General features: G+C 68.7%; 23 protein-coding genes and 1 tRNA gene. 14 read left to right on the top strand and 10 right to left on the bottom strand.

Features of this window, described 5'->3' with window-relative positions; genetic code table 11:
• Nucleotides 1-217 precede the first annotated feature (217 nt).
• From QSK25_RS13640 to QSK25_RS13630, 3 genes are read left to right on the top strand one after another with little or no spacing between them, the layout of a single operon-like run.
• Nucleotides 218-823, top strand: coding sequence for a TetR/AcrR family transcriptional regulator (locus QSK25_RS13640; protein ID WP_285638560.1), 606 nt, complete (start codon nt 218-220; stop codon nt 821-823).
• Nucleotides 820-1,743 (top strand): ATP-binding cassette domain-containing protein, encoded by a 924-nt coding sequence (locus QSK25_RS13635; RefSeq protein ID WP_285638558.1) that lies wholly within the window; start codon nt 820-822, stop codon nt 1,741-1,743. Before QSK25_RS13640 ends, QSK25_RS13635 begins: the two co-directional genes overlap by 4 nt.
• Before the next feature lie 9 nt (nt 1,744-1,752).
• A complete protein-coding gene (locus QSK25_RS13630; RefSeq protein ID WP_285638556.1) occupies nt 1,753-2,550 on the top strand; it encodes an ABC transporter permease in 798 nt (265 codons plus the stop codon).
• Here QSK25_RS13630 and QSK25_RS13625 read toward each other — a convergent pair.
• Nucleotides 2,547-4,448, bottom strand: a complete 1,902-nt coding sequence (locus QSK25_RS13625; RefSeq protein ID WP_285638704.1) for a bifunctional copper resistance protein CopD/cytochrome c oxidase assembly protein — start codon at nt 4,446-4,448, stop codon at nt 2,547-2,549. The two genes, QSK25_RS13630 and QSK25_RS13625, sit on opposite strands and share 4 nt — an antisense overlap.
• A gap of 65 nt (nt 4,449-4,513) precedes the next feature.
• Between QSK25_RS13625 and QSK25_RS13620 the strand changes: the two genes are divergently transcribed.
• A complete protein-coding gene (locus QSK25_RS13620; RefSeq protein WP_285638554.1) occupies nt 4,514-5,044 on the top strand; it encodes a hypothetical protein in 531 nt (176 codons plus the stop codon).
• On the opposite strand, the gene QSK25_RS13615 is transcribed toward QSK25_RS13620, so the two are convergent.
• Nucleotides 5,022-6,185 (bottom strand): MFS transporter, encoded by a 1,164-nt coding sequence (locus QSK25_RS13615; protein WP_285638552.1) that lies wholly within the window; start codon nt 6,183-6,185, stop codon nt 5,022-5,024. The two genes, QSK25_RS13620 and QSK25_RS13615, sit on opposite strands and share 23 nt — an antisense overlap.
• 72 nt (nt 6,186-6,257) lie before the next feature.
• Here QSK25_RS13615 and QSK25_RS13610 point away from each other — a divergent pair, with 72 nt between their 5' ends.
• Together QSK25_RS13610 and QSK25_RS13605 are read left to right on the top strand one after the other, a co-directional pair.
• Complete coding sequence (locus QSK25_RS13610; RefSeq protein ID WP_285638550.1) at nt 6,258-7,337, top strand: LacI family DNA-binding transcriptional regulator; 1,080 nt, start codon at nt 6,258-6,260, stop codon at nt 7,335-7,337.
• Nucleotides 7,338-7,467: 130 nt separating this feature from the next.
• A tRNA-Arg gene (locus QSK25_RS13605) sits at nt 7,468-7,540 on the top strand.
• Nucleotides 7,541-7,646: 106 nt separating this feature from the next.
• Here the strand turns inward: QSK25_RS13605 and QSK25_RS13600 are convergent.
• Together QSK25_RS13600 and QSK25_RS13595 are read right to left on the bottom strand one after the other, a co-directional pair.
• Nucleotides 7,647-8,657, bottom strand: a complete 1,011-nt coding sequence (locus QSK25_RS13600) for a TIR domain-containing protein (RefSeq protein ID WP_285638548.1) — start codon at nt 8,655-8,657, stop codon at nt 7,647-7,649.
• Between the two features lie 255 nt (nt 8,658-8,912).
• Entirely contained in the window at nt 8,913-11,672 is a 2,760-nt protein-coding gene (locus tag QSK25_RS13595) for a DUF4082 domain-containing protein (protein WP_285638546.1), read from the bottom strand.
• 207 nt (nt 11,673-11,879) lie between these two features.
• Here QSK25_RS13595 and QSK25_RS13590 point away from each other — a divergent pair, with 207 nt between their 5' ends.
• Nucleotides 11,880-12,263 (top strand): hypothetical protein, encoded by a 384-nt coding sequence (locus QSK25_RS13590; protein WP_285638544.1) that lies wholly within the window; start codon nt 11,880-11,882, stop codon nt 12,261-12,263.
• Here QSK25_RS13590 and QSK25_RS13585 read toward each other — a convergent pair.
• Nucleotides 12,239-13,042: an NmrA family NAD(P)-binding protein gene (locus QSK25_RS13585; protein ID WP_285638542.1), complete on the bottom strand. Its 804-nt coding sequence runs from the start codon at nt 13,040-13,042 to the stop codon at nt 12,239-12,241. The two genes, QSK25_RS13590 and QSK25_RS13585, sit on opposite strands and share 25 nt — an antisense overlap.
• A gap of 89 nt (nt 13,043-13,131) precedes the next feature.
• On the opposite strand from QSK25_RS13585, the gene QSK25_RS13580 reads away from it, so the two are divergent.
• Complete coding sequence (locus QSK25_RS13580; protein WP_285638540.1) at nt 13,132-13,893, top strand: AraC family transcriptional regulator; 762 nt, start codon at nt 13,132-13,134, stop codon at nt 13,891-13,893.
• Here QSK25_RS13580 and QSK25_RS13575 read toward each other — a convergent pair.
• Both QSK25_RS13575 and QSK25_RS13570 read right to left on the bottom strand, forming a co-directional pair.
• The gene (locus QSK25_RS13575) at nt 13,850-14,755 is read right to left on the bottom strand and encodes a LysR family transcriptional regulator (RefSeq protein ID WP_285638537.1); all 906 of its coding nucleotides are present in this window, start codon (nt 14,753-14,755) and stop codon (nt 13,850-13,852) included. The genes QSK25_RS13580 and QSK25_RS13575 overlap by 44 nt on opposite strands.
• 58 nt (nt 14,756-14,813) lie before the next feature.
• Nucleotides 14,814-15,614: a DUF3152 domain-containing protein gene (locus tag QSK25_RS13570; protein ID WP_285638534.1), complete on the bottom strand. Its 801-nt coding sequence runs from the start codon at nt 15,612-15,614 to the stop codon at nt 14,814-14,816.
• 80 nt (nt 15,615-15,694) lie between these two features.
• On the opposite strand from QSK25_RS13570, the gene QSK25_RS13565 reads away from it, so the two are divergent.
• Nucleotides 15,695-16,360 carry a response regulator gene (locus QSK25_RS13565; RefSeq protein ID WP_285638532.1) on the top strand — a complete coding sequence of 222 codons (666 nt, stop codon included), beginning with the start codon at nt 15,695-15,697 and terminating at the stop codon, nt 16,358-16,360.
• Nucleotides 16,357-18,093 carry a sensor histidine kinase gene (locus tag QSK25_RS13560; protein ID WP_285638529.1) on the top strand — a complete coding sequence of 579 codons (1,737 nt, stop codon included), beginning with the start codon at nt 16,357-16,359 and terminating at the stop codon, nt 18,091-18,093. The genes QSK25_RS13565 and QSK25_RS13560 overlap by 4 nt, the downstream gene beginning before the upstream one ends.
• On the opposite strand, the gene QSK25_RS13555 is transcribed toward QSK25_RS13560, so the two are convergent.
• Entirely contained in the window at nt 18,074-18,889 is an 816-nt protein-coding gene (locus QSK25_RS13555) for an NAD(P)/FAD-dependent oxidoreductase (RefSeq protein WP_285638528.1), read from the bottom strand. The two genes, QSK25_RS13560 and QSK25_RS13555, sit on opposite strands and share 20 nt — an antisense overlap.
• 50 nt (nt 18,890-18,939) lie before the next feature.
• Between QSK25_RS13555 and QSK25_RS13550 the strand changes: the two genes are divergently transcribed.
• Both QSK25_RS13550 and QSK25_RS13545 read left to right on the top strand, forming a co-directional pair.
• Entirely contained in the window at nt 18,940-19,500 is a 561-nt protein-coding gene (locus QSK25_RS13550) for a helix-turn-helix domain-containing protein (protein WP_285638526.1), read from the top strand.
• 7 nt (nt 19,501-19,507) lie between these two features.
• Nucleotides 19,508-19,777 carry a DUF2277 domain-containing protein gene (locus QSK25_RS13545; RefSeq protein ID WP_285638524.1) on the top strand — a complete coding sequence of 90 codons (270 nt, stop codon included), beginning with the start codon at nt 19,508-19,510 and terminating at the stop codon, nt 19,775-19,777.
• Between the two features lie 196 nt (nt 19,778-19,973).
• Here QSK25_RS13545 and QSK25_RS13540 read toward each other — a convergent pair whose 3' ends face one another.
• Nucleotides 19,974-20,192: a hypothetical protein gene (locus tag QSK25_RS13540; RefSeq protein WP_285638522.1), complete on the bottom strand. Its 219-nt coding sequence runs from the start codon at nt 20,190-20,192 to the stop codon at nt 19,974-19,976.
• Nucleotides 20,193-20,520: 328 nt separating this feature from the next.
• On the opposite strand from QSK25_RS13540, the gene QSK25_RS13535 reads away from it, so the two are divergent.
• A complete protein-coding gene (locus QSK25_RS13535) occupies nt 20,521-21,201 on the top strand; it encodes a hypothetical protein (protein WP_285638520.1) in 681 nt (226 codons plus the stop codon).
• 100 nt (nt 21,202-21,301) lie between these two features.
• Nucleotides 21,302-21,763, top strand: coding sequence for a hypothetical protein (locus QSK25_RS13530; RefSeq protein ID WP_285638518.1), 462 nt, complete (start codon nt 21,302-21,304; stop codon nt 21,761-21,763).
• Here the strand turns inward: QSK25_RS13530 and QSK25_RS13525 are convergent.
• On the bottom strand, nt 21,760-22,410 hold the full coding sequence (locus QSK25_RS13525; protein WP_285638516.1) for an HNH endonuclease family protein: 651 nt from the start codon (nt 22,408-22,410) through the stop codon (nt 21,760-21,762). The genes QSK25_RS13530 and QSK25_RS13525 overlap by 4 nt on opposite strands.
• Nucleotides 22,411-22,463 lie beyond the last annotated feature (53 nt).

The raw sequence follows: 22,463 nt of genomic DNA, 5'->3' as shown, positions 1-22,463 counted from the left end.
GCGGGGTCGTGGTCCAGATTGCTCGGGGGACGAACGCGCCGGGCGGGGTCGCGACGGATCTGTGGACAACTCGCGAGCTGTGGACAGGTCGAGATCTTGAACGGCTTCACGCCCCGGAATTGTCGGTGGTCCGTGCTAGGGCGACGCTGGAGCGGACGCGAGTGAGTGAGCGCCCACTCATTGACATGAGTGAGTGCTCACTCATACAGTTGCGGACGTGTCAGAGGAACCACGCCGCCGCCGCGCCCCCGCGATGAGCCCGGAAGATCGCCGCGAAGCGATCGTCCAGGCGACGCTGCCACTCGTCGTGAAGGCCGGCGCGAACGTCACCACCAGCCAGATCGCCGCCGCGGCCGGCATCGCGGAGGGAACGGTGTTCCGCGTCTTCAAGGACAAGGCGGAACTGCTCGACGCGTGCGTGCAACGCGCGCTGCGGTCCGACGAGGAGATCGCACTCCTCGACGCCATCCCGGCGGACGTGCCGCTGGAGGAACGACTCGTCGCGGGAGTGGCGGCGTTCAGCGGCTACCTCGACCGCATGTGGGGCCTCATCGGCACGTTGCGCGAGTCCGGCTACCACCCGCACGACGGCGACCACCAGAAGCACAAGGGGCCGCCGGTCGGCATGCAGCAGCTGTCCGACGCCGTCTCGCGCCTCTTCGACGACGCGGACCTGCGCGTCAGCCCAGACCTCGCCGGGCGCATGTTGCTCGGCACCGTCTTCACGAACCGCATGGGCTCGGGCTTCGGCCAGACCGCCGCCGAACCGGCCGAGGTCGTCGAGCTCTTCCTGCACGGCGCGCTCAAGGGGGAGACCAGATGAGTGAGCTCATGATCGAGGCCCACGACGTCAGCAAGAGGTTCGGTGACGTGAACGCGCTGGAAGGCGTGAGCGTCACCGCGAAGAAGGGCTCCGTCCTGGGCCTCCTCGGCCACAACGGCGCCGGCAAGACCACACTGGTCAACGTCCTCACGACGATGCTGCCGCCGTCCGGTGGCAGCGCGAGGGTCGCCGGGTTCGACGTCGTGAAGCAGAGTCACGAGGTCCGCAGCCGCATCGGCCTGACCGGCCAGTTCGCCGCCGTCGACGAGCAGCTGAGCGGTCACGACAACCTCGTGCTGATCGCCCGCCTGCTCGGCGCGAGCCGCGCCCAGGCCCACGCCCGCGCGGACGACCTGCTGGAGCAGTTCGACCTCACCGACGCGGCCAAGCGCAACGCCAAGACCTACTCCGGCGGCATGCGGCGGCGCCTCGACCTGGCCGCGTCGCTGGTCGGCAACCCCGAGGTGCTGTTCCTGGACGAGCCGACCACCGGCCTCGACCCGGCCAGCCGCCTCGCGATGTGGGAGATCGTCGAGAAGCTCGTCGCGGACGGAACGACCGTGCTGCTCACGACCCAGTACCTGGACGAGGCCGACCGCCTCGCGGACTCGATCACCGTGCTGTCCCACGGGAAGGTCGTCGCCTCGGGCACCTCAGCCGAGCTCAAGGCCCAGGTCGGCCAGCGCACGGTGACCGTGACGCTCGACTCGGTGTCCGAAGTGGACAAGGCGTTGCAGGCCATCAACTCCGTTGGGCTGCACCCGGTCGCGGAGGGCCTCACGCTCACCACGCCCGTCAGCGCGTCACGTGACCTTGCGACGGTCGTGCGCGCGTTGGACGACAACGGCTTGGAGGCACACGAGATCGGCCTCAAAGAGCCCACCTTGGACGACGTCTACCTCACGCTCGCCGCGAACTAGGGGAAAATCATGGCGACATTGACCTGGCACGGCAGCAGTTACCCGACGCAAGTCCTCGTGCTGACCGGCCGTTCGCTGCGCGCGTTGCTGCGCACGCCCGCACTCGTCTTCTTCAGCATCCTGCAACCGTTGATCATGTTGACCCTGTTCAGCCAGATCTTCGGCAGCATCACGTCCACGGCGAACTTCCCGCCGGGTATGAGTTACATCGACTTCCTGCTGCCCGCGATCCTCGTGAACACCGCGATGCAGTCCTCTCTCGCGTCCGGCATCGGGCTCGTGCAGGACATGTCGAACGGTGTGCTCGCACGGTTCCGTTCGCTGCCCATCCGCCCGAGCACGGTCCTGTTGGCGCGCAACCTGTCCGACGCCGTGCGCACCGCCTTCCAGCTCGTGCTGATGATCGCGTTCGGCGTGCTGGTGTTCGGCTTCCGGCCGGACGGCGGTGTGCTCGGCACCCTCGCCGCCCTCGGCCTCGCCCTGGTCGTCGGCTGGGCGCTGAGCTGGGTGTTCATCGCGATCGCCGCGTGGGTCCGCAAGGCGGAGCTCATGCAGACCGTGGGCTTCCTGGCGATGTTCCCGCTGATGTTCGCGTCCAGCGCGTTCGTGCCGATCAACGGCCTGCCGGGCTGGCTGCAGGCGATCGCCAAGGTCAACCCGCTGACCTACGCGGTCGACGCCGCCCGCAGCCTGGCGCTCGCCCACCCCGTCACGGGAGTGGCCGGCGCGCTGGTCACGAGCGGCGTGATCGCGGCGATCGGCGCGTTCTTCGCGGTCCGAGGGTTCCGCAGGCCGCTGTCGGTCTAGTCCTTCCCGGCCATCTTGCGCAGCATCGCGTTGTAGGCCTCGAGGTCGGCGTCGCCATCGGCGTCGGCCTTGCGGTCCAGCCGCTTCGCGTCCCGGCCGTCCTGCCGCGCCCACTGCGTGAGCAGGGCGACCATCACCACCAGCAACGGGATCTCCCCCGCCGCCCACGCGATGCCGCCGCCGAGCCGCTGGTCCTCCAGCAGGTTCTGCACCCACGGCAGCGCGAGACCCCGGTAGAACTGCTCGCCGATGACGTTCGCGGAACTCATCAGCACCACGCCGAAGAACGCGTGGAACGGGATCGACGCGAACAGCAGGCCCAGCCGGCCCAGCGGCGGCAGCTTGTTCGGTGCCGGGTCCACGCCGATCACGGGCCAGTAGAAGACGTAGCCCGCGAGGATGAAGTGGGCGTTCATCGCGAGGTGCGCCCAGTGGAACGGCAACGCGGCCTCGAAGAGCCCCGAGAAGTACAGCGCGTAGAACGAGCCGACGAACAACGCCAGTGCCACGAACGGGTTCGTCAGCAGGCGCGCGACCGGCGAGTGCACGAACGCGAGGATCCACTCGCGCGGGCCCGGCACCTCCTTGCCCACCGGCAGCGCGCGCAACGCCAGCGTGACCGGTCCGCCCAGGACGAACAGGATCGGCGTCAGCATGGAGAGCACCATGTGCGCCTCCATGTGGACGCTGAACATCGCCGGCGAGTACTTGCCCATGCCCGACGACGTCGCGAACAGCAGCGAGAAGCAGCCGCACAGCCACGCGGCCGTGCGACCGACCGGCCACTTGTCGCCGCGCTGGACGAGCCTGCGCACACCCAGGACGTACAGGACCGCGAGTGCCACCGCCGCGGTGCCGAAGACCAGGTCGAAGCGCCAGTCGAAGAGGATCGCCGCGAACGTGGGCGGTCCGTCGAGGTCGTAGCCGATGGCGATCTCGGTGCGGCTGGGCAGGTCCGTGCTGCCGCCGGGCGGAGGCGTGCGGGCCAGCGCCACGGCCAGGCCGATGGTGAACATCATCAGCAGGACTTCGAGGCCGGCGAGCCTGAGCAACGCGCGCGGCTTGCCGTCGACGACGCCCTTCACGCCGCGTTCGCGCTGGAAGTAGCCGAACACGCCGAGCAGCAGCAGGCACGCTAGCTTGCCGAGCGTCAGCCAGCCGTAGGTCGAGGTGACGAGGTCGGCGGGGGTGATGCGCACCAACGCGTTCACGACGCCGGAGACGGCCATCACGATCCAGCACACCAGCGCGATCTTCGAGAACCTCGTGGCGGCCAGCGGGAGGTGCGCGCCGCCACGTCTGCCGTGCGCGAGCAACGCGATCAAGCCGCCCACCCACAGCACCGCGGCGACGAGGTGGAACAGCAGGCTGTTCGTCGCCATGTCGTGCGAGCCGCCCGACGACGAGTGTCCCGTGACGGCGACCGGGATCAACGCCAGGATGGCGCCGAACAGCAGGACGGTCGTCCATCCCCACGACAGCACCAGACGGCAGCCCAACGCGAGCAACGCCACGATGATCGCCGTCAGCAGCCACGCCTTCGACTGCTCCAGCAGCATCGCCGTCGCCATCATCTGGCTGAACGTGAACGAGCTCACTGGACGATCGATCGCGGCCGCTGTGGTGAACGGCACGGACAGAAGTGCGCCCACGAGCCACACGAGCGCGAACCACCCGGCCGTGCGCATCGCGGCGTAGCCGTCCGCTGCGAGAGTGCCCGACTTCTGCGGTGGCACGAGGAAAGCCGCCAGCAGCAACGAGCCGATGGTCACCACCGCACCCGTCTCGGTCAGCACTCGCACGATCTGCACACCGACCGGCGGGTTGATCTCGAACGAACTCAGCGCGACGGCCGCGAGCGCGGCCACCGCGAAGCCGATTGCGACGAGGGGCACCAAACCCGTTCTGGTGGAGCGTTCGATTGGCACGCCCCGGAGCCTACGACCCTCTAGTGTTGGGCCGTGTGAGACGTTCTCTCCCTCTCCTGCTCGTGCTGCTCTCGCTGACCGGCTGCGCGTACTCCATCCAGGGCGAACCGGTCGCGGCACCGCTGCCGCCGCTCGCCATCGCGACGCCGCGCAAGACCGCGGGAGTCGACCCGTGCGCCCTGGTGACGGAGAAGGACCTCAAGCCGATCGGCACGCTGAAGTTCAACCCCGTGCCGCGCACCGAGCTCGCGAACTCGTGCCTCTACACCCTCAAAGAAGGCCCTTACGTGCTGGTGGCGGTGCCTTACCGGTCGTTCGACCAGTCGAAGAAGGCGCAGCCCGAGGGCACTGAGGTCGACACGTCCAAGCACGCCACGTGGCTGAGCTGCGGCCGTCAGGACGACGACAAGACGAAGGACATGGTGTGCACGGCCACCATCGCCGTCACGCGTGAGGAGTCCTTGATGGTCGCCATCGGCATGAGTGGCAACGCGACCGAGAGCAAGGCGAGCAAGGCGCTGGAGCCGCTCCGCCAGGAAGCCCTCAAACGGATGCCGCCGGCCTAGCGGCCCTCCTGGCGAGCCAGGTCGCCGGGATGATCAGCGCCGTGACGAGCGCCACGAACCCGAGCGACAGCACGAGCGAACTGACGTGCGCGAGCCCGCCCACGATCGGCGGACCCGCGAGGAACCCCGTGTAGGCGATCGTCGTAACCAGGCCAAGTTCGCGTTCGCCGCCGCTGCCGTCCGCGCGCTTCCCGGTCTCGCTCGCGAGGTCCATGACCACCGGGAACGAGAACGCGAGCCCCAGTCCGGCCAGTCCGAACCCGGCGTAGCCCGCGACCGGGAAGGGAACCGCGACGGCGAGCGCCAGGCCCGTTGCCGCGAGCGCACCGCCCGCCGCGAGCAGACGGTGTGGGCCCAGTCGGCGTTGGATCGGTTCGCCGAACCACCGCGCGAGCGCCATCGTGACCGAGAAGACCGCATAGGCGTAGGCACCCGCAGCGTCACCCATGCCCCGCTCACGCACCATGAACAACGCCGACCAGTCCGCCGCCGCCCCTTCCGCGATGGCGCTGCACAGCGCGACGCACGCCAACAGCCAGAGGACCGGGCTCTTGAGCACGTTCGCTCGTTCGGTGACTTCTTCCCGATGACGCTCCCCCACGCCTCCGGGGATGTACTTCGCGATGAGAGCGGTCACAAGGACGCCCACGAACGCCGCCACGAGGAAGTGCCGCATCGGCGTCCAGTGGGCTTGTGCGGCGGCGGCACTGCCCAACGACCCGATGAGACCGCCAACGCTGAACCCGGCGTGGAACTGCGGCATCAACGGCCGCTGCAACGCCCGTACGACGACGACCGCGGCGATGTTCATCGACACGTCCATCACGGCGATGCTCGCCCCCAGCGCCACGAGCGTGAGTCCGAATTGGACCGTTGACTGCGACAAGGCGAGCACGGGCAGAAGCAACGGACTGAGGAGACTGCTCGCTATCAGCGCGCCACGGCTGCCGTGCACCGCGCAGTACCGGGCCGCCAGCGGTGCCGTGAACGCCAGCCCGGCGCTCGCCCCGAGCAACGCGAGCCCGAGGCTGCCCACCTCCGCGCCGATCTGCTCGGCGAGCGCGGGCACGCGGGCGGCCCAGGTGCCGAAGACGGCGCCGTTCAACAGGAACGCGACGAACGCAGCCAACCGTGGGGACATGCGACCCAGCATGACTGAAGCGCTTCAGCAACACCAGGGATCTGGGTCCTATCTCTCGCCTACGATGCGTCTGTGGACTCCGACCGCCGACGCAGGCCGACGCTGGACACCGTCGCCGCCGCCGTCGGGGTCTCCAGGGCAACGGTGTCGAACGCGTACAACCGGCCCGACCAGCTGTCGTCGTCGTTGCGCGAACGCATCCTCGAAACGGCCCGCACGCTCGGCTACGCGGGCCCGGACCCGGTGGCCCGCTCGCTGGCCACCCGCTCGTCCGCGGCCGTGGGCTTCATGCTGCCGCAGGGCCTGTCCGGCGCGTTCTCGGATCCGGCGCTGTCGATCGTGCTCGACGGCCTCGCCCAGACCGTCGACGGCCACGACCACAGCCTCGTGCTGATGCCAGGAGACGCCACGGGCGGTCCACGCCCATCGATCGTGTCGCGCGCACAGGCAGACGTGATGGTCGCCTACTCACTGCCCGACTCGGCCCCCGCCCTCGACGCCGTGGCGACCCGTGGCCTCCCCCTGGTCGTGATCGACCAACCCGAACTCCCCGACACCGCCCGCGTCGAGGTGCAGGACCACGCCGGCTGCACCGCGGCCGCCACGCACCTCCTCGACCTGGGCCACCGGCGGTTCGGCATCCTGACGTTCGCACTGCGCCCGGACGGAGTATCCGGACCGGTCTCGCACGAGCGCCGTTCGGACGTGCCGTTCCGCGTCAGCCGCGACCGACTGGGCGGCTACCTCGACACTTTGGAAAAAGCAGGGGTGAAACCGGACAATGTTCCGGTGTGGGAGGCGCGCGGCAGTGATCGCGAGCTCGGACGACTAGGCGCGCGGTGGCTGCTCACCCGCACGCCGCGCCCGAGCGCTTTGCTGTGCACGTCGGACCAACTGGCCTTCGGCGCCCTCCAAGCAGCACGCGACCTGACGTTGACCGTCCCGGGGGACCTTTCGGTCGTCGGCTTCGACGACGTCCCCGAAGCGGCCTACAGCGACCCGCCGTTGACTACCGTGCGTCAACCCCTGGCCGACAAGGGCCGCAGAGCCGGCGAACTGGCACTGAAGTTACTGGCCGGCGCGAGACCGCCGAGGCCGACGAGACTCGGCGTTTCCCTCGTGGAGAGAGCCTCAACGGCCCCACGGAAGTGATCCGCGTCACGTTTAGACAGTTTTCGTCACCCATTTGGTCGTAGGGCGGAAACGGTCGATCGACTCCGGACGATGTGTCCGGTGGGGGCACCGGGCGACCACACTTCGTGGCCGCTCTCGCACCCCTCCAGCCTCTGTAGCTCAGTGGAGAGAGCGAGGGACTTCTAATCCCGAGGTCGCAGGTTCGAATCCTGCCAGGGGCGCTGGACCGAAGGCCCCCGACCTGCACCAGGTCGGGGGCCTTCGTCGTTCTCGATCACGGCTCGCCCGGAAGCAGAGACCGTCACGCGCCAGGCCCCGCCGGCGGAGTCAACTGACGCCCGCGATGCGCTCCAGCTCCGCCATGGGGACGTCGGTCGCCAAACCGACGAAGTCCAGGTCCTCCATCACCTTGTCGCCGTGGTGCGCGCAGAACTTGCTCTGCGAGAGTTCGAGCATGGACATCGCGATCGCAAGAGAATTCCTCATCACGTAGTCGTAGACGGTGGAATCCTGATACGCGTGCCGGTCTCGCCAGCCGAGGGCCACGAGGTTGCCCCCGCGTTCTCGTGAGCGCTCCTTCAGCTGGACGGTGAAACCCAGGGAAGTCAGTCCGTAGAGCATGTCCATGGTCGTCTCGGGCTGATAGCCGAAGTCGCGCCGGATCATGTCCAGGAAGACGTGCACGTTGCTCGGGAGTTCGCATTGGCAGCCGTCTCGGAAGACGCGCAGGACGAGCCTCCGCTCTTCGACGGACATGCGCTCCAGCGTGCCCAGGAAGGTTCCGGCCACAGATTTGACGGCCACCTTGTGCGCCTTCTTGGTGGCATCGAGTGCGCGGTACAGCTCGTCCGGTTCCGCGGGGATGTAACTCTTGCGCGCGGGAAGAACTTTCGGCGGCAACTTCTTGACTATGAGATCGGCGATCTCCCGGGGCGTCCGCCTGCGGACACCGTCATCACCGACTCTCGCGTCGATGTGGCCGACTGCGGCGAAGTGCCCGGTGATCTCCGCGTCGTCCAGGCGAACAGGCAGCACGTAGTCGGCCTCGTGCTCTCGGAACGCCCTCACTTGTGCACTCTTGCGTTCGTGGTTGGTCCACAACTTCTCGTGGTACTCGAAAGACGAGAACAGGACACAATGCCTGGCTGCCTTGCTGTAGACCCAGGCCAGGTGTTCGTGGAGATCTTTGCCCCAGAGCTCGATCTCCTCGAACGCATCGTAGAAAACACGCACCTTGCTGTCACGCAGGGCACCTGCCACCGACTCCACGAACTCTCGCTGTTCACCCGCGAAAGAAAGAACGACGTCGTACTCGAATTCAAGGGCTGGACCGACCATGAGGGAACTGACATCCAATGCGTGGACAACTTCTGTGCGGCTCGACGACGAGGTCCGACACCGGGAGCCAGATGCTAGCAGCGGGCGGCCGCTGGCGGCACACAATGAAAAGAATACTGTCGCACTGGAATATTCATGCCGATAACGAAATTTCAAGTCGCAGACGCCTCGGACGAGAGGCCGGCGGAAATCTGCTCGTGCCGCGAGTTCTCGTCGACGAGGTCAGCGGCCCCGTCGACGAGAAGCGGGCGGGCGCTACGGCGACGTGAAGACCACGTCCACCCAGTAGTTCAGGGAGCGGTAGGTCTGGTTCGGGAAGTTGCTGCCGAGTGCGTAGACGCCGTTGCCGCCGCTGCCGATCGTCGACGGCGCCGTCAGCGGGCCCGCTGTCCTCGCTTGCGTGAAGTAGTCGTAGTCGTAGGAGTAGCGGCCGCCGGGGCAGAAGTACGAGGCGATGTAGGTGGTGCCCGCGGTGACGTTGAGCGGGGTGGTCAGTTGCACGGTCTGCCAGCCGCTCGCCGTCTCGTTGGTGGCTGTGGCGGTGGCCAGGCGGGTGCCGGTGGAGGACCAGACGCTGACGGTGTGGGTGCCCAGGTTCTGGGGGCCCTTGTAGAACTTGACGGCGGTGATCCTGCCGTTGACGGCCGGGGTGAACTTGAAGCCCAGCTCGCCCGCGCTGGTGTCGGTGGTGGTGATGTTGGCCGGGGTGGCGCCGGTGAAGAACGACACCGGGTACGTGTACGGCGTGTAGGTGGCGGTGTGGGCGCCTGCCGCGGTGGGGAACAGGGCGTAGGTGACGCCCTTGATGGTCTCCCTGGTGAAGGTGACCGGCGTGCCGGCTCGCGTGATGGACGTCAGCACGCCCTTGGACGAGTGGACCGGCAGCATTCCTCGGAGCATGCCGTTGGTGCGGTTGTCGACGGTGGCGGTGAACGTGAGGTTGTTGCCGCTCCAGGCGATCGCGGAGAAGTACGACGCGTTGCGGCCGTCGGTCCAGTCCAGGATCTGCTTGCCGGTGATGATCGGAACGCCCCTGGCCTTGGCCGAGGTGATGATCTGCGTGCCGAAGTTGTCGCCGCTGATGTAGTAGTGCGTGCCGAAGACGCCGTAGTAGCCCTCGTAGCCGAGGGCTCGGTCGAGCATGGTGTCGATAGCGGCCGGGTAGGTCATGCCGTTCTCGTCGACGAGCTGGGAGACGACCTGGAAGACGTCGATCATCGTGCCGTCGAGGTCGGCGAAGCGCATGGGGAGGCCTGAGCCGGTGAACATGCCTGGGCGGTTGTTCACCCACCAGCTGGGTGCGTAGTAGTAGTTGAGGTCCATGCGGATGCCCTTGCCCAGTTCGACCTTGGGCTGGGTGGCCCAGTCGCTCCAGACGATGCAGTGGGTGCGGTTGCCCGTCTGCGGCGGGAGGCTCGGGTAGGTGGTCGCCCAGAGGGCCAGTTCCGAGGTGAAAGTCGTTTCCAGGGACGCCGGGGTCCAGTTGGCGCAGCCGGTGTTGACGTGGATGCCCAGGTCGAAGCCCTGGCTGTTGTAGGCCGCGGCTTGAGCGTCGGTCATGGTGGCGCCGTCGACGAACATCCACGACGTGGCGCGCAGGGTCTCCCACTGGTCGAACGAGGCTCCGGCCGGGGTGTTGGCCTTCAGCTCCTCGAAGTAGGTCTGGGTGCCGCCGGGGGTGCCGTGGTCGTCCAACGCCATGACGATGGCGGTTTTGAGGCCCTTGGGCAGGTACCAGGTCTTCGGGATGGGCTTCTTGGCGCGGTTGATCGTCGCCAGGAGGTTCGCGAAGAGGCGCTGCTGTTCGTCGGCCTGCGGGATCGCGATCTTGGCGAAGTCGTTCCAGTCGGGCTGGACGTCGCCGGTCTTCGCGCCGAAGAACAGGTCCACCGGGCGCAGGGGCGGGTCGTTGTCCCGTTCGACGCCTGCCCAGGCCGGGTTTCCCTGCCTCGTCAGGACGATCGAGCGGGCCAGGTCGTAGGTGAACGCCACCGCGTTGCCGCCGCCCGCGGTCGTGCGCAGGGTGACGGCCGGGTTCGCGGTGGCCGTGGTGGCGTTGCTGTAGAGGGTGGCGATGGTGGTCGCACTCGTCGCCGTGTAACGGTCCGCGGTGCCGTGGTACTGCATCGTGGTGTTCGGCAGACCCGGCACCTGGGCCGGGTTGATGAGCAGGTAGCCGTTGTTCAGCGTGGTGCCGAGGTCGGTCAGGCCGAGCAGGCCCGCCAGCTTCTTGTCCGGGCGGGACGCGATCAGGTTGCCGCCCGCGTTGACCCAGTCGGTGAACATCGTGGCCTGCGCCGCGGTCAGCGGGACCTCGCCCAGCACCACCACGTCGTGCTGCCCGAGCACGGTCGCGTCCACAGAGGACAGATCGGCGGTGGTGAACGAGCCGATGCCCTCCGCTCGCAGGACTTCGGCGAAGTAGCGGCTGAACGGGTGCGCGTCCGACTTGACGAGCAGCACCGGGCCGCCGAAGCCCTGGTCCAGCTCGGTCGGTTCGAAGATCACGTCGACCCAGTAGTTGGCGCTCAGGTGCGTCGAGGTCGGGAACGCGCTGGCGGCCCCGTACTTGAACACGCCGTTCGGTGCCCCCGGGACCGACTTCGGCGCCTGCAGCGGGCCGTTGACCCTCGCTGTCGTGAAGTAGTTGTAGCTCGCGCTGTAGCGGCCCTGCGGCGCGAAGTACGAGGCGACGAAGCTCGTGTTCGCCTGGACCTGCACGGGCGTGGCGAACATCGCCGTCTGCCAGCCCGTCGCCGTCTCGTTCGTGAACGTCGCGGACGCGAGGCGGGTGCCGCTCGTCGTCCACACGGAACCGACGTGCGTGCCCCCGTTGCCGGTGCCTTTGTAGAACTTCACACCGGTGATCCGGCCCGGCCTGTCGGCGCGGAACCGGACGCCCAGCTCCAAGGAGCCGGTGTCGGTTTCGGAAATGACCGCGGGTGTGTCCGACGGTCCCCAGATGCTGTACGGCCCCTCGGCGACGACCAGGTTTCCCCCCTGGGCGGCGGCCACTGAACCATTCTCTTGATCAGCTGCCATACCGGACCCTACCTCCGCAAACGGACAGGTCGGGGCACTGTTGCACGACTGTCGCCAAATCATTGGATTCGAATGCGCCGATTAGGTGACACGTTTGCGGAATGGATAACGCCCGCTCAGAAAATGCGATACCCACGGGCTTGTGACGCCGCCGCGAGACGGTGCTGAATAATCGGGCACGTGGACAAGACGCGGTTGGGCACCTGGCTGGTCGTCGGCGTGCTGGTGGTGCAGACGGCAGCGAGTCTGCTGTGGAGCGCCGACTCGACGCTGACCGGCATCGCCCTCGCCTTCAACGCCGTCGCGGCGGTGTCCACGTTCCTCTTCGTCAAGCGGGGCGGGCAGGCCGCCTGGGTCGTGGGCGGGTGGTGCGCCGGGTTCTTCGGCTGGCACGTGCTCGGGCTCGGTGAGCTGGCCGGCTGGTGGACGACCGGGCTGGAGGCCGCGTTCCTGATCGGCGGGCAGTACCAGCCCTCGGTCGTCTACCAGGCGGTGCTGGCCACGGCTTCCGGTTTCGCCGTGCACCTGCTGCTGCCTCGTCAGCGCCAGGCTTCGGAGACGTAGGCGTCGAAGGACTTCGCCGGACGGCCCAGGAGCCGGGTGACGTCGTCCGCCGGGGTGGCCAGCAGGCCGTTGCGCATGGCCTCGAACATGCCGTTGAGTTCGGTGGCCACCTCTTCGGGGAGGCCGTGGGACAGCAGGACTTCCCGGTAGGCGGCCGGGGTCAGTCGCACGAGTTCGATCTCGGTGCCGGTGGCGGCGGCGATCTTGGCCACGGCCGCTTCGAACGTGACGCCTTCGGGGCCGGTGAGGTCGTAGGTCTGGCCGTGGTGCTCGGGGCTGCGCAACGTCAGCGCGGCCACCTCGGCGATGTCGTGGACGTCCACGAACGGCTCGGGGGTGTCGTCCACCGGGAGCGCCAGGCGGCCGGCCTGGACGTCCTGCTGCCAGATCTCCTCGGAGAAGTTCTGGGTGAAGTTGTTGGCGCGCAAGATGGTCCAGGAAAGGTCGCTTTCGCGCACCGCCTTCTCGGCGGCGTGCATGCCGCGGAAGACGTTCGGCGGGGTTCGGTCGAGGCCGCGGCCGGAGAGCAGGACCAGGCGGGACAAGCCGGAGGCGGCGGCCAGTTCGACGAACGGGCTCGCGGCGGCCGGGTCCTCCGGGGCGATCACGTAGGCGGCGGTGGCGCCGTCCAGGAACGGCTTCCAGGTCGTCGGGTCGGCCCAGTCGAAGCCCGTCGCGCGGGAAGCCTTGCGCACGGCGACGTTCGCGGTCTCCAGGGCGCCGACCACCCGGCGGCCCGTCTTGCCGGTGGCGCCCAGGACGAGGATCTCTTCAGTCATGGCACCAAGCCAACCCAGGACGGGCCGCTGAGGACATGGGTGAGCGTTCATCGACGATGTTCGATCGTTCGGGCCGTATCGTGGGGGGCATGGAGCCGTTCGACGAGCTGTTGCGCGGGGTGCGCGCGGAAGGTGCCGGGGTGTGCCGGGCCGACATCGACGGGACGCACGTGCTGCCAGGGCTCACGTTGTACGCCTTGGCCTCCGGCGAGCTGGACGTGCAGGGCAGGACCGCCAAGGCCGGGGACATCCTGGTGGTGCAGGAATCCGTCGCGGCGCGGGGACGCGCGTCGGTCGTGAGCGGGTCGTACCGGATCCAGGGGGCCGTGGCGAAACGGCTGACCGCGGTGTTGCCGGACGCGTTGGTGGCGCCGGGTACCGACGGCTGTGCGGAGTTCTACGGGTCGGTGGACGTCGACGCGCCGGAAGTGGTCATGGACCGGTTGCTCGACTGGTTCATGGTGTGCGCGCTGCGGGAGTGGTTCGACCGCGAGCACGGGGACGGGTGGCTGGCCGCGCTCGCGGACCCGGTCGTCGGACCGGTCCTGCAGGCGATGCACGCACGGCCGGAGCAGGCGTGGACGCTCGCCTCGCTGGCCGGGGAGGCAGGGGTGGCGCGCACGACGCTGGCCGGGCGGTTCGCCAAGATGGTCGGGGTGCCGCCGCTGACGTACCTGACGCAGTGGCGGATGGCGGTGGCGGCCGACCTGCTCGCCGAGTCGTCCGCGACCGTGGCCGCGGTCGCGCGCCAGGTCGGGTACGCGGACGCGTTCGGGTTCAGCGTCGCGTTCAAACGGGTGCACGGCTTCAGCCCCAGCGAGTGCCGCACCCGGTGCGCCGCGAGCGCGTGACCTCCAGGCAGCAGCGCACGAAGTCGGCCGCGGCCTCACCGGCGTCCGGCAGCCACGCCACGGCCACCTCGCTCGGGCTCACGCCCGTGACCGGCACGTAGACGACGTCCGGCCGCGAGTGGAAGTGCGAGGCGGAGGACGGCACGAGCGCGATGCCGTACCCGCCGGCGATCGCACTCAGGAACTCGTCGGGACGTTCCACCACCGCACCGACGCGCACCTCCCGACCATCCCTTTCGGACATCGCCAGCCAGTGGTCGCGCCACGCCCCCTTCAACGCCGGCGCGACGATCACCGGTTCGTCCCGGACCTCGCGGAACGGCACCGAGTCGCGCCCGGCGAGGCGATGTGTGGAAGGCAGTGCCACACAACGGGATTCGCTGAACAACGTCCGCACGCCGAACGTCTCCTCACCCGGGAACGGCAAGCGCAGCAACGCGACCGGCACCTCCGCCGCCGCGAGCCCCGCCGTCGGATCCGACCACGGCGCCTGCCGCAGGTCGACCCGCCAGCCGGGCCGGACCTTCCCGAACGCGGCCACGACGTCCTGCGTCGCGTCGTTCGCGGCGCTGCTCAGGAAACCCACCCGCAGCACGCGGGCGGCACCGCGGGTCTCGCTCACGGCGGCGTCCCAGCCCGCGAGCACCGGCGGCACGCGCGCGGCGAGGACGTGTCCCGCCTCGGTCAGCTTCATCCCGGTGCTGGACCGCGTGAACAACCGCACGCCGAGCTGCGACTCCAGGTGCTTGAGCTGCTTTGTCAGCGACGGTTGCGACACGAAGAGCCGGTGCGCTGCGCGCGTGAGGTTTCCCTCCTCGGCGATGGCGGCGAAGTACCTCAGCAGCCTCGTGTCGACGTCCATGCCGTCAGGTTAGGAAGACGGACATCAACCACGAGTGAGCACACGAGAGAGTTGGTGGTCACGGATACGGCCACCCGTTCGCCTTGCACACCTTCCCGTCCTGCGGGATGACCGCGCCCTGGGGCACTCCGTTGGTGATGCGCACGATCTCGTCGTTGGACACGCTGAACGTCTGCTGCATCATCACCGGCGCTGGCCCGCCGTTCACGTCGCACGGGCGGTGTCCCTGCCCGAACGCGTGCCCGACCTCGTGGTTGACCATGTACGTCCGGTACGCGGTGAGGTCCGGCAGGAACGCCACTGCGCCGCGCGTCCAGCGGGCCGCACTCAAGTACACGAAATTGCCGTCACGACAGGAAACGTCGACCGGGATTTCGAACCCGCACACGTTCCGTGCGGTCTGTTGTGACGTGAGACGCACACGCACAGACGCGGCGCCGGTGACGCGACGCACCGACAACGCGCCACGGGCCGTCCAGCCGCGTGGGTCTGTGAGGGTGCGGTCCACGAACACCGAGAAGGCCTGCTCGTCGACGGTGATGCCGTCCTCGACCTCGACGGCGTAGGTGCGCAGCGGACCCGTGCCCACGACGTCACCGGTGCCGGGGACCACGTGGAACGTGCCGCTGCCGGCGACCGGGAACTCGGGCCCGTCGGGCAGGTCCGAGCTCGACGTGTACACGCGCGGCGGGGGCGGCGGCGCGGCCGGGGCGGACGGAACCGGGTCAGGGGTGTCCGACGGGGGAACCGGGACCGCGGTGGTCGGTGCGGCGGCGGGCGAGGTCTCGCCCGCCAGCTGGGCCGTCGTCAGCAGCAGCGCCGTGAGACCGACCGCCGCCAGAGCCAGATGGACCTTCATGCCGGCAACACTCGCCGGAACTGATGAAGAACCTGTTTACGTCTCACTTGACTGTCGTGAAGGACTGCATACTTCGAACTGTGTGCGCCCACATTCTCGTCGCCGAGGACAACGTTCACCAGGCTGAACTCGTCCGCCGGTACCTGGAGCACGACGGGCACTCCGTGGTGGTCGTCCACGACGGGCGGGCGGCGATCGACGAGACCCGGCGCCGCAACCCCGACCTGCTGGTTCTGGACGTGATGATGCCGCTGGTCGACGGCATCGACGTGATGCGCGCCGTCCGGGCCGAGTCGGACGTGCCGATCGTGCTGCTCACCGCGCGGTCCACTGAGGACGACGTGCTGCTGGGGTTCGACCTCGGCGCCGACGACTACATCACCAAACCGTTCCGGCCACGGCAGATGGTCGCGCGCGTACGGACGATCCTGCGCCGCACGGGCCGTGCGCGGGAGACGAGCGCCACGGTGCTCAAGGTCGGTGATCTCACCGTCGACCCGATCCGGCACGAGGTGCGCATCAAGGACGAACTGGTGAGCCTCACACCCGCCGAGTTCCGCCTGCTGGCCAAGATGGCCGCGCAGCCGCAGCGCGTGTTCACCCGCGAACAGCTGCTGGAGGACGGCTTCATCACCGCCCGCACGGTCGACGTCCACATGATGAAGCTGCGGCGCAAGATCGAGCAGGACTCGCGCAGGCCGGAACGACTGCTCACCGTCTACGGCATCGGATACAAGCTCGTATGAAAAGCCTCCTCGTCCGGTTCTTCCTGTTCTCGCTGGTGATCGCGGCCTGTTCGATCGCGGTCACGGCGTGGCTCGCGTCGCAGGCGACGACCGGCGCGATCCGGCAGGAGCAGGGCGACGCGCTGCGCACCGACGCGGAGATCTACGACAAGCTCCTCGGCATCGCCGCCACGCACAGGACCTGGGTCGAGGCGAAGTCCGATGTGGACGGTCTGGCGCGCGAGCACGGCCGCCGGCTCGCGCTGACCGACCGCGGGGGCAAGACGCTGATCGACACCGGTACCGCGGGCTCGCCGCCGTTGCCCATCACGCCCAAGGTGTCCATCGACGCGCTCAACGTCGACTCGGTGCTCAAGCCCGGTGCCACGAGCAAGATCGACCCGAGGGCGGTGGGACCGTTCCGGCTCACCGACGAGGAGTACGCGAAGATGCGCACGGTCGCGGACCGCCTCCTCAACTGCTCCCGGGGCAACTTCTCCATCGTGGAGTCGCCCAACCGCAGGCTGAGGGTCTCGACCCTGCGGCTCGGCGAGACGTCGCAGTGGCCCGACTGCCCGTCCGGCGACGAGCTCTACGCGGTGACCTACACCGAGAGCCTCGCGTACACGGACCTCCACACCCTGTTCGAAGGCTGCATGGCGCGGCTGCCCGGGCGGTACTACGTGAAGCCGCTGACCGGCCCGATCCCGCTCGACTGGGAGGTCACGACCGTCCAGTACTCGGACCCGCCCGTCGTGGAGTGCATGGAGAGCGCGCGCCGGGAGCAGTTGCGGCCGTTCGTGGCCGAGTACGCGCACCTGTACATCACCGAACCGACCGGTGGTCAGCCGCAGGCGATAGACCTGTCGACCACGGGCACCAACCGGATCATCCTGGTGGCGCTGGGGATCCTCGCCATCGCGGGCTTCGCGTCGTGGGCCACGGCGACCCAGCTCGTGCGACCGATCCGCGCGTTGACCGCTGCCACGAAACGCACGGCCGAGGGTGATCGGACCGCCCGGGTCGACGGGGGCGCGGGCGAGATCGGTGAGCTGGCGAAGTCCTTCAACGCCATGTCGGAGAAGCTCGCCGAGACCGAACGGCAGCGCCAGGCCATGGTGAGCGATGTCGCGCACGAGCTGCGCACGCCGCTGGGCAACATCACCGGCTGGTTGGAGGCCACGCAGGACGGGCTGGCCGAACCCGATCCGCACCTGGTCGGCATGTTGCTGGAGGAATCCCTCCTGCTGCAACGACTCGTCGACGACCTGCACGACCTGGCGCAGGCCGACGCGGGAACGTTGCGGCTGCACCCGGAGCCGATCGCGCTCGACGACGTCGTGGACCAGGTCGTCAACGCGCAGCAGAACCGCGAGGTCCTGCTGCGCGCCGAGACCACGCCGGTGCACCTCACCGCGGACCCGGTGCGGCTGCGGCAGGCGCTCGGCAACCTCGTCGCGAACGCCGTGCGCTACACGCCGCCGGGGGGCGAGGTGGTCGTGAAGCTGTTCCAGTGGCAGGACCGGGCGATCCTGGAGGTCTCGGACACCGGGACGGGGATCGCGCCCGAGGACGTGCCGCACGTGTTCGACCGGTTCTGGCGGGCGGACAAGTCGCGCAGCCGGCGCACGGGTGGCAGCGGGCTCGGGCTCGCGATCACGCGGCACCTCGTGGAGGCGCACGGCGGCACGGTGTCGGTGACGAGCACGCTCGGCGAGGGCTCGACGTTCCGGATCAGCCTGCCGCCGGCATGAGGCCGAGCAGGTCCATGTTGATCATCGCGCCGGCCTGGGCGCCCTGGGCGGCGGCGACGATCACGATGGCCGTGGGGTCCGTGACGTTGCCTGCTGCGTAGACGCCCGGCACGCTCGTGCGGCCCTTTGCGTCCGTGCGCACGAACGGCCCGGCCATCGTCTCCTCGGTTTCGGCACCCAACGCCAGCAGGAGCTCGTCGCGCGGCTTGACCGGTGCGGAGTACACGAGCGCATCGGCGGGCACGCGCTCGCCGTCGGAGATCACCGCGACGAGGCGGTCGTCCTCGACCTCGATCGCGTCGACGGACGGCACGTGCGTGACGTCGTCGGACCACTGCCGGACCAGCGCGACCTTCATCTCCTCGCCGAACACGGCGAGCTTCTGGTCGCGGACCTCCCAGCCGTGGCAGTACGGGCAGCCGAAGACGTCACGGCCCCAGCGTTCGCGCAGGTTGTCGGGCACCTCGTCGACCAGGCCGGTCGCGAAGAGCAGGCGGCGCGCTTCGACCGTGCGTCCGGAGAGGTCGACCGCGAACCCGTCGTCGACCTTCGCCACACCGAGCACGTCGTCGTTGACGATCTCGCCGCCGTAGCCCTCGACCTCGGCCCGTCCGTGCTTGAGGAGTTCCAACGGCGAAAGGCCGTCACGAGAGAGGTAGTTGTGCATGTGCGCGGCCGGGGCGTTGCGCGGCTCGGCACCATCGACCACGAGCACGCTGCGGCGCGCCCTGGTCAGCATCAGGGCGGCGCTGAGTCCGGCCGCTCCCCCACCAATGATCACCACGTCGTACGTCATGGTTCGAGAGTGCGGTCGACAGCCCAGTTTTGGCAAAGTAAGTTGCCGTTATGGCAACAACCGTGGGGCAACGGCTCGCCGCGCTGCGGGCCGAGCACGATCTGACGCTGGCGACGTTGTCCGAACTGACGGGCATCTCGAAGTCGACGCTGTCGCGCCTGGAGACCGACCAGCGCAAGCCGACACTGGAACTGCTGCTGCCGCTGTCGCGGACCTACCAGGTGACGCTCGACGACCTGGTCGGCGCGCCGGAGGTCGGCGACCCGCGGGTGGTGATGAAGCCGCGCGAACTCGACCACGGCCGGGTCGGCATCCCGCTGACCCGCTCGATCGGGCCGCTGCAGGCGTGGAAGATGATCCTCTCCGACGCCGACCTGCACGAACCGCGCGTGCACGAGGGCTACGAGTGGTTCTACGTGCTGAGCGGGCGGATCCGGCTGCGGCTCGGCGGCCAGGAGGTCGTGCTGCGGGCGGGCGAGGTCGCGGAGTTCGACTGCCGCCAGCCGCACGCGCTGTGCAGCGCGGACGGCGAGCCGGCGGAGATCCTCAGCCTGTTCGGCAAGCAGGGCGAACGCATCCACACCCGCGCGGCGCCGCCGAACAGGTCATAGTGGGGGCATGTGCCGAAACATCCGGGTGCTCCACAACTTCGAACCGCCGGCGACCTCCGACGAGGTGCACGCGGCGGCGTTGCAGTACGTGCGCAAGGTGGGCGGGGCGGCCAAGCCGTCCGCGGCGAACCAGGCCGCGTACGACAAGGCGGTCGCGGCCGTGGCGGCGGCGACGCGGGAACTGCTGGACGCGCTGGTGACGACCGCGCCGCCCAAGGACCGCGAGGTGGAGGCCGCGAAGGCCAAGGCCCGGTCGGCGGAGAGGTACGCGCGCTAGCTTCGGCCGGCCAGGGACGCGGGCTCTGCGAGGTGGGCACGGCTGTCCGGTGGGCACGGCTGCCGGGGTGCGCACGGCCCGTCAGCTGGGCATGGCCACCGGAGGCGGCCCGGCCGTCGGATGTGCACAGCTCGTTAGGCGCCAACAGCCGTGGGGTGCACACGGCCCTCAGGCGCGCGGCGGAGAGGTACGCGCGTTAGTTGCGCACGCGGGTGTCGAGGTACATGCAGATCAGCTTCGCCGCGATGCCCGCCGAGCCGACGATGAACGCCTGGTCGGGGCCGAGCGTCACGGCGATGGCCCACAGCAGCAGTGCGATCAGCACGAGGATGACGGTCACCTGCACGGCGTGCGGCCAGTGCCCGACCGACGTCAGCCACCTCTCCAGCTGCTGCCGCGGCTGCGGAACCTCCACGTCACCCGCTCTATCGGGTGAACGCTCCGCCTTTACCGCCATCGTGCTCCCTCGCCGTGATTCCTCCTGACGAAGTCCATTCTCCCGAGTTGATCTTCTACGGAGTGTTACTTCAGCTGGTCGTGCGGTGAGCGTTCGGTGAGCGTCGGCGAACGGCAGACGAACGGTCATCCGCGTGATCGGTTCCCGGTCCGTCACCGTCCGTTTACCGATTGCGATCTACGTCGCAACTCTGCGTGTCACCTGTTCGAGCGAATGTTCGACAATACGTAACCGTTGCTCCGTTCGGAGCAGCGCGGTTTTTGTCGGACCCCTCCGATAACGTCAGGTGAAGTTCGCGGTACGAGGGGAGAAAGCGTTGCCGGACAACAACGTCAGCGTCACCGCACTGTCGTTCACCGAGTACGTCATGAGCGGCCAGCGTGGACGCATCAACATCGTTTCCGAACAGCGGGGGATGTACCTCGCCGCCGACACCAGGGTGTGCGGGTTCTACAACCCGATCCGCGACGCCATGCGACGAGCGGTCAACTCGACCGAGCCGGAGATCGAGCTCAAGAAGGCGATCATGAGCGCCAACCGCACGGGCCAGCCGCGGGCGTTCGAGCAGATCGCCGACGGCTTCCTGCCCTGGCTCGGGGCGTTCAAGGCGACCGGCGTGCCCGTGGAGGGGGCCACCTACCGCGCCGGCGAGCTCACCCTGAAGGTGCGGCCGCACCTCGGGCTGCGCAAGAAGGACGGCACGTCGTACGCGGTGCTCGTGCACACCAAAGAGGCGCCGCTGACGCGTGAGGCGGCGAACGTGGCGTTGCGGATCCTGCAGCACACGGTGGCGGACACGCTGCCGGGCGCGACGCCGATGGTGCTCGACGCGCGGCGCGGCAAGGCGTACCAGATGCCCGCGCGGACGAACCTGGGCAAGCTCGACGTGCTGATCGCCGCGGAGGCGATGGGGTACGTGACGCACTGGAAGCTGTCCGGCCTGTTCGAGTCCGTTCAGGTCGGGTAGGGGGAAGGCCCGGTCTCGGGGGAGGCCGGGCGCAAGGGGGACGACGCGGCCCGTCTGGGGGGTCGGGCCGTGTCGTGGGCAACACCGGGAAGGGGATCTCTTGTCGAGGAACGCGGACCTCGTGGCGCTGCTGGGCTGGGAAGCCAAGCGTGAACCCGGGCTGTCCTGGGATGATGCCGAGGAGCACGTGGGGTTCGCGTTCCCCGGCGACTTCAAGGACCTGCTGGGGACGTTCGGCACCGGCGTCTTCGACCACGTCGTCGAGGTCGTCTCGCCGGTCGAGGACGAGGAGTCGCTCGACGTCTTCTTCAGCGACGTCTACGAGTCGCGCGAGTTCGACGGGCTCGTGCAGTGGGGCAAGGCCGGTCGGTGCACCCTGTTCTGGCGCACCGACGGCGAGCCCGACCGGTGGACGATCACCTGGTGTGACGCGGAGTTCGCCGAGTGGGAGAGCTACGACGGGCCGACGACCGCGTTCCTGTTCGACCTGCTCACCGGGAAGATCCGCAGCCGGCTGATCGACTTCACGCCGACGCGGAATCCCGGTTTCTGGCCTGATTAGCAGGCTTTGAGCATCGCGGCGAGGGCGTCGTGCTCGGCCTGGTCGACGGTCAGCTTGTAGGTGATCTTCACCGAGATCCAGTGCTGCGCGTAGGTGCACCAGTAGGCCTGGACCGGCGGCTTCCACTTCGCCGGGTCCTGGTCGCCCTTGCTGCGGTTGGTCTTCGCGGTCACCGCGAGGAGCTGGATGCCGCCGAGGTCGTTGGCGAACGCCTTGCGCTCGTCGTCGGTCCACTTGTCGGCACCGGAACGCCAGGCTTCGGCCAACGGGACGGTGTGGTCGATGTCGACCTCGCCGCCGTCCTTGATCACGACGTTGTCGTACGGGCTGGTCCAGGTTCCGGACGTGGCCTTGCAGTCCTTGTCCGACTTCACGTCGGCGCCCTGCTTCTGCAGCACGATCTCCCTGGTGTCACAGGAGTTCCCCTGCGAGGCCCAGTGCGGGAAGCGGTCGCGGCTGTAGCCGGCCATCTTGCCCTCCGGCGCGATCTTGAGTGCGCCGAGATCGGACGAACCGGCGGGAGCGGACCCGGTCGTCGGAGGCGTGGTGGGCGAATTCTCCTGCGATGACTGGAGATTCGTGAGGTACCAGCCCACTGCCACCAGCAGCACGAAGACCACCAGTGACGTCACCGCCGCGCGATTCATGCGGCAATGATCGACCATGCGGATCACGGGACGGTCACCCGGCCCGTGATCCG

The organism is Lentzea sp. NBRC 102530, from assembly GCF_030269365.1.
In the GTDB taxonomy this organism is placed as follows: domain Bacteria; phylum Actinomycetota; class Actinomycetes; order Mycobacteriales; family Pseudonocardiaceae; genus Lentzea.
The sequence above is the reverse complement of the archived record's forward strand: the minus strand, read 5'-3'. Positions and strand labels throughout refer to the sequence as shown.

Excerpts from the sequence above, each read along its gene's own strand:
- QSK25_RS13630 (WP_285638556.1), top strand. The coding sequence starts at position 1,753 with ATGGCGACATTGACCTGGCACGGCAGCAGTTACCCGACGCAAGTCCTC.
- QSK25_RS13560 (WP_285638529.1), top strand. The coding sequence starts at position 16,357 with ATGAAAAGCCTCCTCGTCCGGTTCTTCCTGTTCTCGCTGGTGATCGCG.
- QSK25_RS13635 (WP_285638558.1), top strand. The coding sequence starts at position 820 with ATGAGTGAGCTCATGATCGAGGCCCACGACGTCAGCAAGAGGTTCGGT.
- QSK25_RS13525 (WP_285638516.1), bottom strand. The coding sequence starts at position 22,410 with ATGAATCGCGCGGCGGTGACGTCACTGGTGGTCTTCGTGCTGCTGGTG.
- QSK25_RS13550 (WP_285638526.1), top strand. The coding sequence starts at position 18,940 with ATGGCAACAACCGTGGGGCAACGGCTCGCCGCGCTGCGGGCCGAGCAC.
- QSK25_RS13580 (WP_285638540.1), top strand. The coding sequence starts at position 13,132 with ATGGAGCCGTTCGACGAGCTGTTGCGCGGGGTGCGCGCGGAAGGTGCC.
- QSK25_RS13555 (WP_285638528.1), bottom strand. The coding sequence starts at position 18,889 with ATGACGTACGACGTGGTGATCATTGGTGGGGGAGCGGCCGGACTCAGC.
- QSK25_RS13600 (WP_285638548.1), bottom strand. The coding sequence starts at position 8,657 with ATGGTCGGTCCAGCCCTTGAATTCGAGTACGACGTCGTTCTTTCTTTC.
- QSK25_RS13575 (WP_285638537.1), bottom strand. The coding sequence starts at position 14,755 with ATGGACGTCGACACGAGGCTGCTGAGGTACTTCGCCGCCATCGCCGAG.
- QSK25_RS13570 (WP_285638534.1), bottom strand. The coding sequence starts at position 15,614 with ATGAAGGTCCATCTGGCTCTGGCGGCGGTCGGTCTCACGGCGCTGCTG.
- QSK25_RS13545 (WP_285638524.1), top strand. The coding sequence starts at position 19,508 with ATGTGCCGAAACATCCGGGTGCTCCACAACTTCGAACCGCCGGCGACC.
- QSK25_RS13615 (WP_285638552.1), bottom strand. The coding sequence starts at position 6,185 with ATGTCCCCACGGTTGGCTGCGTTCGTCGCGTTCCTGTTGAACGGCGCC.
- QSK25_RS13585 (WP_285638542.1), bottom strand. The coding sequence starts at position 13,042 with ATGACTGAAGAGATCCTCGTCCTGGGCGCCACCGGCAAGACGGGCCGC.